The organism is Paenibacillus assamensis DSM 18201 (assembly GCF_000422445.1).
Taxonomy (GTDB): Bacteria; Bacillota; Bacilli; order Paenibacillales; family Paenibacillaceae; genus Paenibacillus_B; species Paenibacillus_B assamensis.
Genome location: NZ_KE383839.1, coordinates 32689 through 48928 on the forward strand (window position 1 = coordinate 32689; position 16240 = coordinate 48928).

At 42.9% G+C, this 16240-nt stretch carries 13 protein-coding genes; all 13 read left to right on the plus strand.

Annotated elements, in window-relative coordinates:
- Positions 1 to 114: 114 nt before the first annotated feature.
- The 13 genes from H580_RS0120380 (at position 115) to glpK (ending at position 16185) form a co-directional block, all read left to right on the plus strand.
- A complete protein-coding gene (locus H580_RS0120380) occupies positions 115 to 444 on the plus strand; it encodes a cupin domain-containing protein (RefSeq protein ID WP_028596422.1) in 330 nt (109 codons plus the stop codon).
- Between the two features lie 34 nt (positions 445 to 478).
- A complete protein-coding gene (locus tag H580_RS0120385; protein ID WP_028596423.1) occupies positions 479 to 883 on the plus strand; it encodes an ApeP family dehydratase in 405 nt (134 codons plus the stop codon).
- Positions 884 to 1362: 479 nt separating this feature from the next.
- The gene (gltP, locus tag H580_RS0120390; RefSeq protein WP_028596424.1) at positions 1363 to 2637 is read left to right on the plus strand and encodes a glutamate/aspartate:proton symporter GltP; all 1275 of its coding nucleotides are present in this window, start codon (positions 1363 to 1365) and stop codon (positions 2635 to 2637) included.
- A gap of 159 nt (positions 2638 to 2796) precedes the next feature.
- Positions 2797 to 3162 carry a glyoxalase superfamily protein gene (locus tag H580_RS0120395; RefSeq protein ID WP_028596425.1) on the plus strand — a complete coding sequence of 122 codons (366 nt, stop codon included), beginning with the start codon at positions 2797 to 2799 and terminating at the stop codon, positions 3160 to 3162.
- Between the two features lie 485 nt (positions 3163 to 3647).
- A complete protein-coding gene (locus H580_RS0120400; RefSeq protein ID WP_028596426.1) occupies positions 3648 to 5513 on the plus strand; it encodes an assimilatory sulfite reductase (NADPH) flavoprotein subunit in 1866 nt (621 codons plus the stop codon).
- 78 nt (positions 5514 to 5591) lie between these two features.
- On the plus strand, positions 5592 to 7325 hold the full coding sequence (gene cysI, locus H580_RS0120405; RefSeq protein WP_028596427.1) for an assimilatory sulfite reductase (NADPH) hemoprotein subunit: 1734 nt from the start codon (positions 5592 to 5594) through the stop codon (positions 7323 to 7325).
- Between the two features lie 223 nt (positions 7326 to 7548).
- A complete protein-coding gene (locus H580_RS0120410) occupies positions 7549 to 10176 on the plus strand; it encodes a winged helix-turn-helix domain-containing protein (RefSeq protein WP_342663201.1) in 2628 nt (875 codons plus the stop codon).
- Between the two features lie 129 nt (positions 10177 to 10305).
- Positions 10306 to 11232, plus strand: coding sequence for an NAD(P)-dependent alcohol dehydrogenase (locus H580_RS0120415; RefSeq protein ID WP_028596429.1), 927 nt, complete (start codon positions 10306 to 10308; stop codon positions 11230 to 11232).
- Positions 11233 to 11461: 229 nt separating this feature from the next.
- Positions 11462 to 11725 carry a hypothetical protein gene (locus H580_RS0120420; RefSeq protein WP_028596430.1) on the plus strand — a complete coding sequence of 88 codons (264 nt, stop codon included), beginning with the start codon at positions 11462 to 11464 and terminating at the stop codon, positions 11723 to 11725.
- Positions 11726 to 11797: 72 nt separating this feature from the next.
- The gene (locus H580_RS0120425) at positions 11798 to 12289 is read left to right on the plus strand and encodes a GNAT family N-acetyltransferase (RefSeq protein ID WP_028596431.1); all 492 of its coding nucleotides are present in this window, start codon (positions 11798 to 11800) and stop codon (positions 12287 to 12289) included.
- A gap of 802 nt (positions 12290 to 13091) precedes the next feature.
- Positions 13092 to 13649, plus strand: coding sequence for a glycerol-3-phosphate responsive antiterminator (locus tag H580_RS0120430; RefSeq protein ID WP_028596432.1), 558 nt, complete (start codon positions 13092 to 13094; stop codon positions 13647 to 13649).
- Positions 13650 to 13845: 196 nt separating this feature from the next.
- Positions 13846 to 14643, plus strand: a complete 798-nt coding sequence (locus tag H580_RS0120435) for an MIP/aquaporin family protein (RefSeq protein WP_028596433.1) — start codon at positions 13846 to 13848, stop codon at positions 14641 to 14643.
- Positions 14644 to 14694: 51 nt separating this feature from the next.
- A complete protein-coding gene (gene glpK, locus H580_RS0120440) occupies positions 14695 to 16185 on the plus strand; it encodes a glycerol kinase GlpK (protein WP_028596434.1) in 1491 nt (496 codons plus the stop codon).
- The last annotated feature ends 55 nt before the right edge of the window (positions 16186 to 16240 follow it).

Sequence of the window (16240 nt, forward strand, 5' to 3'; positions counted from 1 at the left end):
GTAAAATCGAGTATAGCTAAGAGATATGTAAGGCGGGGTGTTTCCATACATATAGAAGGTAACTTGGTAGGGATGAAGATATACGAAAAACTCATTGTGAAGGGAGTAATTAAAATGAAAAGCCATTTTAATTTAGAAGAGTTAGCGAAAGAACTTCAAGAAGGAACACCGTATATTGAATTTTTAAGAGTTCCTTCTATGTCTGCCGGCATTTATCACTTAAAAAAGACAGATACAGATAAGCAAACTCCTCATACCGAAGATGAGATTTATTACGTTATAGAAGGAAAGGCGCGGATGTTCGTAGGTGATGACGACTTTGAAGTGATGCAAGGTTCAACTATCTTTGTGGAGAAGAATGTAGAGCATAAATTTCATTCTATTGAAGAGGATCTTATGATATTGGTGTTATTCTCACCCGCTGAATATAGCAATAGGGAATAAAGTACTTTAATTTTAAACGAGGAGCATTTACATGATTGATATTCCAAGCGTGATACCACACCGTTATCCTTTTTTAATGATTGATCGGATTATAGAGGTAGAACAAGGTAAGTGGGCTAAAGGATATAAAAATGTTTCATGGAATGAATGGTTTATAACAGAATCAAGAAACGATATGCCAAGTATGATGATCGTAGAGGCTCTAGCACAATTAGGAGCATTTGCAGCGGTAGGTTCGGAGAGAAGTTTGGGTTTCCTATCCTCATTAAATGGTATCGAATGTTTAGGGAATGCCTATCCAGGAGATAGAATCGAATTACACTACGAGGTAGTAAAGCAGAAAAGAGGTTTTGTGCTGGGTAAAGGTGAGGCTGCAGTTGATGGACAGGTAATTATTCGAGCTAATGAGATTATGATTTACATACAAGATCAATCATGATACACATCGAATGGTTAGGATTTAATGTTTTTCTTTTATTCCTCATCTTTGTTGTTAGTACCATTGCTTTTAGTTACTTTATCACAGTAGAAGAGTATATCACGCACTCAGCAGGATTTGTAAATGTTCCATAGAAGTGACCGATCAAAGTACAAAATTTATTATTAATAATTTATATCCTCTATAGTTGCATGATTTATCTGAGATTTGGGATGGAAGCCCAATATACATAAAAGATTAGAGGTGTGCGGTGAATAGCTAAAAGGATGTCTAACTAGAGTGAATGGTATAAAAGCAGGGTATAGATAATTTTTTTAAGTGCGAAAAAAATATTTATCCAAATAACTGCCTCTATGGGAATTATTTGCATTGTGCGAACGTATATCTCTCTGCTATATTACGTATAGAAATCTAGCAAAATCGACAAACCGTTGTCGGAACTAGCACAGAAATAACAACTTAGACGGCGAGGTGTCAGAATGAAGCGATTTGGATTAGCTATTCAAATTGTAATTGGTCTTATTCTGGGTATTATCGTAGGTGCCATCTTCTACGGCAATGCTGAAGTAGTAAAGTACTTGCAGCCTATTGGCGATGTATTCATTCGTTTGATTAAAATGATCGTAGTACCTATCGTAGTCGCGACAATTATTGTCGGCGTGGCTGGGGTTGGTGATACGAAAAAACTTGGCAGATTAGGTGGGAAAACGATCATCTATTTTGAGATCATTACCACGATTGCCATCGTTGTCGGTTTGTTCGCAGCCAACATTTTCCAACCTGGTGTAGGTGTGGATATGAGTCAAATTCAGCAGTCTGACATTAGTTCTTACGTTGAAACGGCTGAACAGACAGAAGCAAAAGGTATGATTGAAACATTCGTCAACATCGTACCAAAAAATGTTTTTGATGCACTAGCTCGCGGTGATATGTTGGCCATTATTTTCTTCTCCGTCCTCTTCGGACTTGGTGTAGCTGCCTCAGGAGAAAAGGGTAAACCCGTGCTGCATTTCTTCCAAGGCGTAGCGGATGCTATGTTCTGGGTAGTAAACACAGTTATGAAATTTGCTCCGTTCGGTGTGTTCGCATTAATTGGAGTCACGGTTTCCAAATTCGGGTTAAGCTCATTATTGCCGCTTGGTAAATTGGTTTTACTTGTACACGGAGCCATGTTGTTCTTCGTATTTGTAGTACTAGGTATCGTTGCTAAGATTAGCGGTATTTCTATCATGAACATTATTAAGATTTTGAAAGACGAATTGCTGCTTGCATACTCTACAGCGAGCTCTGAAACTGTACTTCCTAAGATTATGGAGAAAATGGAGCGATTCGGCTGTCCAAAAGCGATTGCTTCGTTCGTCGTACCAACAGGGTACTCCTTTAATCTCGACGGTTCTACGCTGTACCAAGCGATTGCTGCAATCTTTATCGCTCAAATGTACGGTATCGATTTATCCATTGCTGATCAGGTAACATTGGTACTTGTATTAATGGTAACGTCTAAAGGTATTGCAGGCGTGCCGGGCGTGTCCTTCGTCGTTTTGTTAGCAACATTGGGAGCGGTAGGTATTCCAGTAGAAGGACTTGCATTTATCGCAGGTATCGACCGTTTCTTGGATATGGCACGTACAGTAGTTAACGTAATTGGTAACGCGCTAGCTGTAGTTGTTATTTCCAAATGGGAAGGTCAATTCGACCGCAAAAAGGCTGACTCTTATCTCGATGAGATTGCTTCTGCAAAAGCAGCTGCTTAATATGGATGGTATAACCTCTTGTCAGGATGATCTGGCAAGAGGTTTTTTTAGTATGGACAAGGTAGAGAGTAGAATAGTGTAGTATGTAATTATACATAGGTAAGATTAGCAGCTGGCGAGGTATTCAACTGTCTGCAAAAGAAAGGTGACGATTAGGCAATGAACACGAACAGTGTTACTCCTATATTCAGAATTTTCGATGAACATAAAGCGAAACAATTTTATCTAGAATATTTAGATTTTTCACTCGACTGGGAACACAGATATGGGAATGACTTTCCCCTGTATATGCAGATTTCCAATCACCTGCTAACGTTGCATTTGACCGAGCATTATGGAGATTGTTCTCCAGGTTCAGCTATTCGCATCTTAGTTTCGGATCTGGAGGATTTTCACCGAACTTTAGTAAGCAAAAATTATAAATATTCACGACCAGAAATCGAAACAACGGAATGGGGCACACAGGAAGTGTGTGTGATAGACCCTTTTGGCAATAAGCTTACTTTTGTTGAAGAGCAGCATTAGACGAGAGTGAAGACGAAAAGGGGCGCATTGCCCCTTAGTTCCACTATTTTTATGTTTTGCAAAAATATATTCCTGAAGCTCCGAGCCCAACAAGCTATAGCTCCACATGTTCCACATATCTCGGCACTCATTCGTTACACTATGGCATTCATACTGTCGCAAATAGCTTTCTTCTAACGTCTCAGGCCCATTCCAATTCAAATAATGATATACATTTTTATTAATAATATGAAGGTTACCGAAATCATACTTAATAGATGGGTGAATATGGAATCTATTTCAACTATATCAGCCCATATATTTTCTGTGAATTTCTAGAGTAAATAGTGCTTTATAATCAAAAGTAATTGATGATTTCAAATATTCTTATAGACAAATTTTGAGAAATAGATTGAACCGCGCTTCAACCTGAGTTAGTATAATTACAGATAAAACAAAGTAACGTAGTCGGAATTAAAGAGATTGATGTGAGGTGGAGGATGTTGTTGCAACTACAGGTGACGAATAGTCCGTTTACAGCCGAGCAGGCAGAGTTACTAAATAAGCTGCTCCCGACGTTGACGGAGGCGCAAGTGAATTGGCTTGGGGGGTACTTAGCTTTTTATCGTGCAGGGAATGTTGGCGCCGCGGTATCTGAATTGGCGGTCAGCCAAGTGTTAGAAGCTCCAGTGTTGGCGGCTGCGCCAGCTGCGGCAGTTGTACCACAAGGGCCACGTGAAGCGACGATTTTATTCGGGTCGCAAACAGGTAATTCGCAAAGACTTGCGGGACGGTTAGCGGATAAGCTGAAAGGTGAAGGCTTTGAGGTTACACTGTCAGCCATGAACAAGTATAAGACGAATAACCTGAAGAAAGCAGGTTATTTGTTTATCGTTGTTAGTACGCATGGTGAGGGCGACCCACCAGATAACGCATTGTCGCTGCATGAGCTGTTGAACAGTAAACGAGCACCGAAGCTGGATGGACTAAAGTTCTCTGTCTTAGCACTAGGTGATACCTCCTATGAGTTTTTCTGCAAAACAGGTCAAGACTTTGACACTAGACTAGCAGAGCTTGGAGCAGAGCGGATCGTGGATCGTGTAGATTGCGATGTAGACTTTGAGGAGGCTGCTGCTGGCTGGATCGCTTCTGTAAATGGTGCAGTCAGCGTAGCTGCGACATCGGTATCTCAGCAAGGTGTTGCGAATGTGGCGTCTGTTGCTGCATCTGCTGCCGTTGAGTCCGAGTATTCCCGCACAAATCCGTTTTTGGCGGAAGTATTGGAAAATTTGAATTTGAACGGCAAAGGTTCGGATCGTGAAACACGCCATTTGGAGCTGTCCCTTGAAGGTTCAGGTCTTACGTATGCGCCAGGCGATGCGGTTGGTGTGTACCCACAAAACGATCCAACTTTAGTTGATGAACTTATTTCATTCTTAAAATGGAATCCGCAAGAGTCTGTTGTAATTGGAAAAGCAGGCGAGACTTCTACACTGCGCGAAGCACTACTTCACCACTATGAAATTACCGTATTAACGAAGCCATTACTTGAAAAAGCAGCTGCCTTCTCTGAAAATGGGAAATTGGCTGATCTGCTGAAGCCTGAACATAAAGAAGAGCTAAAAGCATATGCAAACGGCCGCGATCTATTGGATCTGCTTCGCGACTATGGCCCATGGACATTTGCAGTGGGAGATATTGCCGGGTTGCTGCGTAAGCTGCCGCCACGACTATATTCGATTGCCAGCAGCGTGAACGCCCATCCGGAGGAAGTGCATCTGACGATTCGTAAAGTAGAATACGAGGCACATGGTCGTGCTCGCAAAGGCGTATGCTCCGTCTACACATCGGAACGTCTTGAGCCGGGGGATAAGCTGCCGATATTCATTCAGTCTAATCCGAACTTTAAGCCACCAATTGACCCGGATACACCAGTCATTATGGTGGGACCAGGTACAGGTGTTGCGCCATTTCGTGCATTCCTTGAGGATCGCGAAGAGTCTGGGGCAGCTGGTCAAACATGGCTGTTCTATGGCGATCGTCATTTCGTAACGGATTTCTTGTATCAAACGGATTGGCAGCGCATGTTGAATGACGGTGTGCTGACGAAGCTGGACGTAGCTTTCTCTAGGGATTCAGATGAGAAGGTATATGTACAGCATCGGATGTTGGAACATGGCGAAGAGCTCTACAAATGGCTGCAAAATGGTGCGCATGTGTATGTATGCGGAGATGAAAAGCATATGGCGCATGATGTGCAATCCGCATTGCTTACAATTATTGCGCAATATGGCGGCAAGTCCGCTGAAGCTGCGGCTGCATACTTAGCTGAGCTGCAAGAACAAGGACGTTACCAAAGAGACGTATATTAAGCGTTTAAGCTATAACGCACTTCTTGTATAGATATAAACGGGAACGAACCGATCATGGGGATAAAGGAGCTAACAGCAATGGCAAAAAAACGGAAGGTACAGCCAATTGGTGGGCCGCCGAGTGACGTCGAACAATTAAAAGAAGAAAGTAATTATTTGCGCGGTTCGTTGGTTGAATCGCTCTCCAATCGCATTACGGGCGGATTGCCTGAATTGGATAACCGTCTTCTGAAGTTCCATGGCAGCTATATGCAGGATGACCGAGACTACCGCAATGAGCGGGAGAAGCAAAAGCTGGAGCCATACTTTCAATTTATGCTTCGCATCGTTACGCCTGGCGGTGTATCGACTCCGGAGCAATGGCTTGTTATGGATGAGCTGGCTGAGAAATACGGAACAGGAAGCTTGCGTGTAACGACTCGTCAAGCATTCCAACTGCATGGCGTATTGAAGTGGAATTTGAAAAAAACGATTCAAGAAATCAACGAAGCTTTGCTTACTACTTTGGCTGCTTGCGGTGACGTTAGCCGTAACGTTATGTGTAATCCGAACCCTTATCAATCGGACATCCACAGCGAAGTCTTTTATTGGTCGCAGCAGCTGACGACACATTTGGCGCCTAAAACGCCTGCGTACCATGAGATTTGGCTTGATGGGGAGAAGGTTGTAGACAGCTCGGAGCAAAATGGTGCAGCTGTTGAAGTAGAACCGATTTACGGCCATGTATACTTGCCGCGTAAGTTCAAGATTGGTATTGCTGTACCACCATCGAATGATGTGGATGTATTTTCACAGGATCTTGGATATATTGCAATTGTGGAAAATGGCAAGCTTGTTGGCTTTAACGTTAGCGTCGGCGGCGGTATGGGTATGACACATGGTGATACAGCTACGTATCCGCAGTTGGCTCGTGTCGTCGGCTTTATTACGCCTGACCAAGTGCTTGATGTTGCCGAGAAAACGGTGACGATCCAACGTGATTACGGCAACCGTTCTGTACGGAAAAACGCTCGTTTCAAATATACGGTCGACCGCCATGGTTTGGACTGGTTCGTAGAAGAATTGCATGATCGTCTAGGCTGGGAACTTCAGCCTGCACGTGAGTTCCACTTTGAGAATACAGGAGACCGCTATGGTTGGATTAAAGGTAAAGATGGCAAATGGAATTTAACGCTGTATGTGCAAAGCGGGCGCATCGTGGACATTGAAGGCTACAAGCTGAAGACGGCTTTACGTGAGATCGCGAAGATTCACACGGGAGATTTCCGTCTAACCGCGAATCAGAACTTGATCATTGCCAACGTTAGCAGTCAGAAGAAATCGAAGATCGTTGCACTGCTCAAGGAATACGGCATTGAAGAGGGTACGCAGTATTCAGCTCTTCGCCGCAGTGCCTTGTCCTGCGTGGCATTGCCGACATGCGGTCTTGCTATGGCAGAGGCTGAACGTTATTTGCCATCGCTAATCGATAAGCTTGAGCCTGTCATGGAGCAAGCAGGACTGCGCGATGAAGAGATTACTATCCGTATGACAGGCTGCCCGAATGGCTGCGCACGTCCTGCGTTGGGCGAGATTGCGTTCATTGGCAAATCGCCTGGTAAATACAATATGTACATGGGCGCTGGTTTCTCTGGCGACCGCTTGAGCAAGCTGTATCGCGAGAACATTGGCGAAGAGGAAATTATCGGCACACTTACGCCAATTATTAACCGCTATGCGGCTGAACGTGTTAGTGGCGAGCACTTTGGCGATTTCGTCATTCGTGCTGGCTATGTAAAGGCGGTAACGGACGGCACGAATTTCCACGATTAATGAATGTTATAACGAAGGCGATGCAGTGATCATACTGCACCGCCTTTTTCATTTTTCCATCGTTACAGACGAATAGCGAAAAGGAAATACATTGGATTCAGCGAACATACTATTACGTATCACGTATCCAAAGGGCTGTAATCTGCAGCGCAGAATGGTGGTTAATATGGACACTTCAATGATATCCACGAAACTATATATACCTCAAACAAGGTTACATGTTGTGAAGCGCTCACGACTGAACGATAAGCTGAATAAAAGTGCGAAACATAACAGGCTAACACTAATCTCTGCCTCTGCCGGATATGGTAAAACGACATTGGTCAGTGACTGGCTTGCTTGTTGTAACCGGTCTACTGCTTGGTTATCGTTGGATGAAGGGGATAATGATCCCGCGCGATTTTTTCAATATCTATTTGCTGCGTGGCAGAGGATGGTGATTAATGAGGAACAAATAGTGGGGCAGTTAGATATCGTTCATTGCCCACCGTTGCCGTCAATAGAATTGCTGATACCTACGTTGATTCATAAAATGACAGCTGCGACTGAGGATTGTATTGTTGTACTGGATGATTATCACGTCATTCAATCAGAAACGATTCATCGTGCAGTTGCGACACTGCTAGAGCGCATGCCAAATCATGTGCATGTGATTATTATTTCACGGGAGGAGCCACTTCTGCCCTTGTCGAGATTACGAGCTAGAGGCCAAATTACGGAGATACGAGGATCAGACTTGCGGTTTATTTATTCCGAAGCAGCAGAGTTTTTGGAGCACACAATGGGGTTGCATCTTTCCCCAGAGGAGACTGCTCTGCTAGAAACTCGCACAGAAGGTTGGATTGTCGGTATGCAATTAGCAGCTCTTTCTATTAAAAATAACAAAGATGCCGCGGGTTTGGTCTTGTCTTTTACCGGTAGTGATAGGTTCGTAATCGATTATCTATTAGAAGAAGTATTGAGACGGCAACCAGCTAATGTTCAACTTTTTTTGATGCGTACTTCTATTCTCGATCGATTATGTGGATTTTTGTGCGAGGCAGTTATGCACTCGGGAGATGGGAAGCCAAGTGGTCAAGATGATTCGGGGCAAACCATGTTGGAATATCTCGAACGGTCAAATTTATTTATCGTACCATTGGACAATGAGCGGCGTTGGTATCGTTATCATCATCTGTTTGCTGATTTACTGCGTCAGCGCCTCCGTCGGCATTTGATTGCCACTTCACAAAATATGAACCAGTCTGTAGCGGAATTACATCTGCGAGCTAGTGAATGGTATGAAAATCATAGCTTTGAAATAGAGGCTTTTCACCATGCTGTAGCCGCTAATCATATTGAACACGCCGCTCGTTTATTAGTAGGAAACGGAATGCCATTATTGTTTCGCGGAGCAGCGGCACCTGCATTAACATGGTTGGACTCACTCTCCCATACGCAGCTCAATGGACAACCTGCACTGTGGGTACTTTATGCTTCAGCATTGTTAATGATCGGTCGCGTATCAGAAGTTGAATCCAAGTTGAAAGCCGCAGAACAGGTGATACAGCTTGCAGGGAAAAATGAGGCGAATCAAGATCTCTTAGGTCATATTGCATCTATTCGCGCTACAATAGCAGTGAGCAAACATGAGGCAGAAACCATTATTATCGAGTCTCACCGTGCTCTAGAACTTGCATCCCTCGATAATCTTGCCGTTCGCACTGCAGCCACATGGTCGCTGGGATATGCCTACCAACTCCAAGGAGATCGAGCAGCGGCAAGCAAGGCCTATATGGATGCTCTATCAAGTAGTCAGAAGATTGGACATGTCATCATTACAATAATGTCTTCACTTGGTCTTGGTATGTTGCAGGAATGTGAAAATCAACTAAACATGGCGGCTCAAACCTATCAATTCGTTCTGAAGATAGCAGGAGAAACACCGCTGCCTGCCGTTTGTGAAGTACACTTGGGTCTAGCGCGTATTTGCTATGAATGGAATGATCTGGATACTGCTTTGCAGCATGTTCAAATAAGTGTTCAATTGGCTAAGCAGCTTGAAAATACAGATAGAGCGGTTGCGGGTGAAGTGTTTTTGGCAAAGTTGAAGCTAGCACAAGGGGATGTAAGCGGAGCAGCAGCGACTATTTCACGAACTGAGTATGTGGCTGGCCAGTACCATTTTAAGCATCAGCTTCCTCATATTGCAGAGATGCAAGTTCATGTGTGGATTCAGCAAGAACATGTGACAGCAGCGCATACTTGGTCTCAGAAATATAACCTCCCTCTAAGTCAGGCCCGAGTACACTTGGCTCAAGGTGATACGGCTGCTGCACTTGCAATTGTAAAAGCGGTTATTCGGAAAGTGGAGGGAACCGAATTAAAGGATGAACGACTCAAAGTCTTCATCTTGCTTGCGATAGTGTTGTATGCTCATGGTGAACAAATAAAGGCTTTGGAAGCTATAAGAGAAGCCTTAACAATGGCCGAGCCTCATGGATTTATTCGTAGTTTTATAGATGAAGGAATGTGGATGAACAAGCTGCTAGGTGAAGCTTCAGCTCATGGAATTATGCCATATTATACGGCTAAATTGCTTGCACAATTTGAAGATACAGATCAAATACACTCATTTCCATGGAATGAACGGCAGCTTGATCCACTGAAGGTACTTATCGAGCCGTTGACTGCACGAGAGTTGGAAGTTCTGCACTTAATCGCACAAGGACTATCGAATCATGAAATTAGCAATCAATTATATATAGCCTTACCTACCGTGAAAGGGCATAATCGTGTCATTTTTGAGAAATTGCAAGTCAAACGCCGTACAGAAGCCGTTGCACGTGCTCGTCAGTTAGGTTTGTTATAAAAAGTAGATCCGCAAATCGACTATTTCCATCCTAGCCACTGTTCAAGATTCAAAACCATACTTTAGTATCTGCACATGATTCCTTTATTGACGCTATACTCTTTGAAAATAATGCTCAGGAGGAAGACAATGAGAGCCATCGTATGCACAAAGTATGGAACGCCAGAAGTGTTAGAGCTTAAAGATGTCATGAAGCCAGTTCCAAAGGACCATGAAATACAAATTAAAGTCTATGCCACAACCGTAACGACAGGGGACTGTAGAATTCGAAGTTTTACAAGTCCATTTTTACTCTGGTTACCGATGCGAATTGTGCTGGGGTTTACAAAACCGAGAAATCCAATTCTAGGCGTAGAGCTGGCAGGGGAAGTTGAAGCATTAGGCAAAAAGGTGAAGCGATTCCAAGTTGGTGATCAGGTGTATGCATTAAGCGGAATGCGCTGTGGTGCACATGCTGAATATATTTGTATGTCGGAACATGCAGTAGTTGCATTAAAACCAAACAATGCCACGTATGAGGAAGCTGCAGCGCTGCCGTTCGGTGGAACAACAGCATTGCATTTTTTTAGAAAAGGGAATATCCGGGCAGGGATGAAAGTGCTTATTTATGGAGCGTCAGGATCCGTCGGAACAGCCGCCGTACAGCTTGCTAGTTATTTGGGAGCAGAAATTACGGGAGTGTGCAGCGGCAGAAATGCAGACTTAGTAAAGTCACTCGGAGCGGAGCATGTCATTGACTACACGGAAGAGGATTTTACGGCAAGAGCAGAGAAGTTCGATATTATTTTCGATGCGATCGGGAAACGTTCGAAGTCCGATTGTACAAAAGTATTAGCGCCAAATGGAAAGTTTCTGACCGTAAATGGGCTAGGAATTGCCAAAGTCAGTGCGGATGACTTGGTATTCCTTAAAGAGCTGATGGAGAAAGGCGAGATGAAAGCTGTCATCGATAGGCGCTATACACTGGAACAAGTTCCTGAGGCTCACAGATATGTAGAAACAGGTCGCAAGCGTGGAAATGTGGTTGTTCACGTATACCCTAAATATAAAGAGTAAGCATAGAGAAATGATAAAGTGATAGTAAACGTTCGAATTTCTGCATTACTTACTGTAATGCAGGTGTTCGGACTTTTTTTATCGTATCGAGCTGATAGCAAACGATTAGGCCTATATGAAATAGAAGCTAGCCATGATAACATTTTGATGCTAGAATTTGTTAATGTATTTATTTCCCATGGTGATCGACCAACTAGATAAAATATAAAAATGATGGGGAAAAAGTATCATGCAGCAGGTTGAGGTTATGCGAACGCAGCAGTGTCCATTCGTTGATGTGGTAACTACGAATATGATGGAAGCGGCCAATAAGCTTGGTATCCCTATACATATTATTGATATTCAAAATAGAGAAGAGTTGTTAAGAATTTCTCCTACTCCTTACGGTATTTATGGTGTTATCTATAACTCAAAACTAGTTACTTATCATAGGCTTACCATTCACTCGGCTATGAAAAGGCTTAAAGAACTAATGGTATACAGCCAAAACTAGCAGCACGGGAGGGTGTGCTTCTCCTTAATTAGAAAATAGTGATACAATTCTGAATATGAAAGGTTGAACGATATGACGGCATATCACTTTTACCCAATGACCGAAGAGTATGCTTCTATTATTTGTACTTGGAAGTACTCAGCCCCATACTCCATATACAGCATGGATGATAGCAACGAATGTATTTGCGAGCTCATGAATGACGAGTATTTTTATGCTTTAGATAGCGATAATCAATTAGTAGGATTTATTTGTATGGGGAAATCGGCTCGTGTGCCAGGAGGTTATCCAACAGGCATCTATGAATATGATGATCGGCTTGATATTGGATTAGGGCTTAGACCTGATTTTACAGGAGGAGGCAGAGGCCAACTGTTTTTGCTGCAAGGTATAGACTATTTGAAGCAGCATCACCATGCGCAGAACCTTCAGCTGGTTGTAGCAACATTTAATGAAAGAGCGATTACAGTATATGAACGTGCTGGATTCGTGCGTGGAATGAGCTTTATGAGCAGGATAGGAAATAAGCAAGTTGAGTTTTTGTCTATGACGTTGGCTTTGTAAAGTACAGCTCTAGTAAATGAAGAGTTAAGGTGGGAGTGGGGGAGAGTTTATCTATACATGGGTTAGGGTTTTATTTGGTAGCAGAAGATGCCCTGAGAATGAGCAGATTATTATATTGATAGCTATGTAATCCAATCGGATAGAGAAATAAATATTAGTTAGGTTCGTGGCATTCAGCGAGAATCGACTTAATGCGTGCTGCTACTTTTCTCTAACGAACGCTATTGGCGTTATTTTTACGAAATCGGCTATAATTGAATTTTAACGGTTGTCAGTGCGCTTATTTTAGCAATTTTGGCGTGTCGCATCGCTTTTTCTGGCAAATAAGCTCTCTGACAACCTTTACACCTCAAATTAAGCAAATATAGCCTAAATAGGCTCTGTGGCAGCCGTTAGAGGAATTCTGTAGCAATGTTAGTGCGACAAGGTATAAGAATAATAATAGTTGATAGTATGGCATAGTCGAGTGGGCGGTTCCTCCTAAATAGGAGCAATGTCCATTCGAACTATTTTTACCACCAAGAAAATGATTAACTGGCATCTGGCATGATTGATTTAGATTTTAAATATATGGTTAATCCATTAGCAACTGTTGATGCACGAATAAAATATCGCGGAACTAGGAATAGTGGTTAGTAACATTTCCTATAACTTCTACTAATCCTATTTAAAAAATTGATCTTTATGACATGAATAATTACAATCTAATATTCTCTTTTCTAATGTATACGGAAAGTATTTCTCCATGTATAATGATACACGTATTTTTTAGCACTGGTCGATTAAAGGGGAATAACGACAGATGGAGTTTTATAAACAACGAATATTGCCAGCTTCTAGACAAATGAAAGACTTAGAAAAAGCGATTGCATCTCCATATGAGTATCTTATCCTGTTGGATATCCATGTGGCTCAATTAAAGTATGCTGTTGATATGGTGCGCAAAGCAGATAAGAAGCTCTTGCTCCACCTAGATTTGATCCAAGGCTTACAAAGTGATGCGTATGCTACAGAATATTTATGTCAAGAGTACCGTCCGTACGGCATATTGTCGACGAAAGGGAATGTCATTCAACGTGCGAAGCAAAAAGGGGTTGTCGCTGTTCAGCGGATGTTTCTCATTGATAATAGTGCGTTGGAGAAAAGTTATAAGCTGCTGGAAAAAACACAGCCGGATGTTATTGAAGTACTGCCAGGGGGAATGCCCGATGTTATTCGCAAAGTCAAAGAAAATACACAATTACCGATCGTAGCAGGCGGATTTATATCCACACGAGAAGATGTGGAGCGGGCACTGAGTGCTGGAGCGGAAGCGGTAACAACATCGAATAAGCAATTGTGGACGAATTATGAAAAATAGTGATTGACAACGCTTACAAATATGAATAAACTATGAATTAAGTTAATACTTTGTTACGGAGACTTGGAGATCTACTTTCAGAGCACATTTATCCTCACAAGGGATAAGATGTGTACTCGATTGTGGGTCTCTTTTTTTGTTCTTCCTAACAGAATAAAATGTAACAACAGTTAGGATTTTACAGGAGGGGCTTGCTATGTCAGCATTTTGGGCCGAAGTAATTGGAACAATGATTTTGATCGCACTCGGCGGCGGTGTTTGTGCAGGTGTATCACTTAAAAAGTCTTTTGCTGCAAATTCAGGTTGGATCGTCATTACGTTAGGTTGGGGCTTGGCGGTTGCAATAGCAGCCTATTCCGTTGGTTCGTTTAGCGGAGCGCACTTAAATCCAGCTCTTACCGTTGGACTAGCCTTCACGGGGAGCTTCCCGTGGGCTGATGTACCGTCTTATATTGTGGCTCAAATGATAGGTGCTATATTAGGTGCAGTAATTGTATACTTACATTACTTGCCGCATTGGAAAGTCACTGAAGACCCAGCTACAAAATTAGGTATATTCGCAACAGGTCCTGCAATTGATCATCCATTTTCAAATGTAATTAGTGAAATGATAGGTACCTTTATTCTCGTTCTTGGCATACTGGCAATCGGTGCAAATAAATTTGCAGATGGATTAAATCCTTTCATCGTCGGATTTTTAATTGTTAGTATTGGTTTATCACTAGGTGGTACAACAGGTTATGCGATCAACCCGGCACGTGACTTGGGTCCAAGGATTGCTCATTTCTTGCTCCCGATCCCAGGTAAGGGGGGCTCCAACTGGAAGTACGCATGGGTTCCTGTAGTAGGACCATTGCTAGGCGGTTCTCTTGGCGGGTTATCTTATAAAAATGTGTTTCTAGGTGAATCCGATTCGATGTTGTGGTTGGTGTTAGGTATATCGGTGGTTGTTTTAATTGGAGCACAGCTCCTGTCGAAGCGAACAGCAAACTAAAGTGCATATTAAATTCATTGAGTGTTCAAACAATACAGGGGGGAATCTTGTATGGAAAAATATATTTTGTCTTTAGACCAAGGAACAACGAGCTCTCGTGCTATTTTGTTTAATAAAGAAGGACATATTGTGCACACGGCACAGAAAGAATTTACACAGATTTTTCCTGAACCAGGCTGGGTTGAGCATAATGCACAAGAAATTTGGGGGACGATTCTTTCTGTCATTGCCACTTGTCTGATCGAGTCCGGGGTGAAGCCAAGCCAGATCGCAGGGATCGGAATTACGAATCAACGTGAAACGACTGTGGTATGGGATAAACAATCCGGACGTCCTGTATATAATGCGATTGTATGGCAATCTCGTCAAACGAAATCGATTTGTGATGAGCTAAAAGAAGCAGGTCATAGTGAGTTGTTCCGTTCGAAGACAGGATTACTAATAGATTCTTATTTCTCGGGTACGAAAGTAAAATGGATTCTTGACCATGTTGAAGGTGCACGTGAAAAAGCGGAGCGCGGTGAATTACTGTTCGGAACAATTGACACATGGTTAATATGGAAGCTGACAGACGGCAACGTTCATGTGACCGATTATAGTAACGCATCGCGTACTTTGATGTACAACATTCATGAGCTGCGTTGGGATGATGAACTGCTAGAATTGCTCACGATTCCGAAACAGATGCTTCCAGAAGTTCGTTCTTCTTCTGAAGTGTATGGGGAAACGGTTGACTTCCATTTCTTTGGTGAAAGTATTCCGATTGCGGGTGCAGCGGGGGACCAACAAGCTGCGCTGTTCGGTCAGGCTTGCTTCAACAAAGGCATGGCTAAAAATACGTACGGTACAGGTTGTTTCATGCTAATGAATACCGGTGAGCAAGCGGTTCAATCTTCGCACGGTCTATTGACGACAATTGCTTGGGGTATTGATGGTAAAGTCGAATATGCGTTAGAAGGCAGTGTGTTCGTTGCAGGTTCGGCAGTGCAGTGGCTGCGCGACGGTTTGCGTATGATTAAGGAATCGAAAGACAGCGAACTGTATGCGAGTAAAGTCGATACGACAGATGGTGTATATGTCGTTCCTGCCTTTGTAGGACTAGGTACACCTTACTGGGATAGTGAAGTGAAAGGCGCGGTATTCGGTTTGACGCGCGGTACGACTAAAGAACACTTTATTCGTGCGACGCTAGAGTCTCTTGCTTATCAGACAAAAGATGTACTGCAAGCAATGGAAGCGGATTCTTCCATTGAGCTTACGACGCTGCGTGTAGACGGTGGGGCGGTTCAAAATAATTTCTTAATGCAGTTCCAAAGTGATATGTTAAACGTTCCGGTTGAATGTCCGAAGGTATACGAGACGACAGCGCTTGGAGCAGCCTATCTTGCAGGTCTTGCTGTAGGATACTGGGATAGCCGTGATGAAATTGCTGCTCAATGGAGCATAGATCGCACGTTCAATCCTACGATGGAAGAGCAACAGCGTGTGGAATTGTATGGTGGCTGGCAGAAAGCAATTGCTGCAACAAAAGTGTTTAAATAAGCTAATTATTATGTTATAATCATTACAAGTTAATAATTGATTCGGTTGGAGAATA

Coding starts and splice junctions, on each gene's coding strand:
- cysI (WP_028596427.1), top strand. CDS start 5,592: ATGGCAAAAAAACGGAAGGTACAGCCAATTGGTGGGCCGCCGAGTGAC.
- H580_RS0120415 (WP_028596429.1), top strand. CDS start 10,306: ATGAGAGCCATCGTATGCACAAAGTATGGAACGCCAGAAGTGTTAGAG.
- glpK (WP_028596434.1), top strand. CDS start 14,695: ATGGAAAAATATATTTTGTCTTTAGACCAAGGAACAACGAGCTCTCGT.
- H580_RS0120395 (WP_028596425.1), top strand. CDS start 2,797: ATGAACACGAACAGTGTTACTCCTATATTCAGAATTTTCGATGAACAT.
- H580_RS0120435 (WP_028596433.1), top strand. CDS start 13,846: ATGTCAGCATTTTGGGCCGAAGTAATTGGAACAATGATTTTGATCGCA.
- H580_RS0120380 (WP_028596422.1), top strand. CDS start 115: ATGAAAAGCCATTTTAATTTAGAAGAGTTAGCGAAAGAACTTCAAGAA.
- H580_RS0120425 (WP_028596431.1), top strand. CDS start 11,798: ATGACGGCATATCACTTTTACCCAATGACCGAAGAGTATGCTTCTATT.
- H580_RS0120430 (WP_028596432.1), top strand. CDS start 13,092: ATGGAGTTTTATAAACAACGAATATTGCCAGCTTCTAGACAAATGAAA.
- H580_RS0120420 (WP_028596430.1), top strand. CDS start 11,462: ATGCAGCAGGTTGAGGTTATGCGAACGCAGCAGTGTCCATTCGTTGAT.
- gltP (WP_028596424.1), top strand. CDS start 1,363: ATGAAGCGATTTGGATTAGCTATTCAAATTGTAATTGGTCTTATTCTG.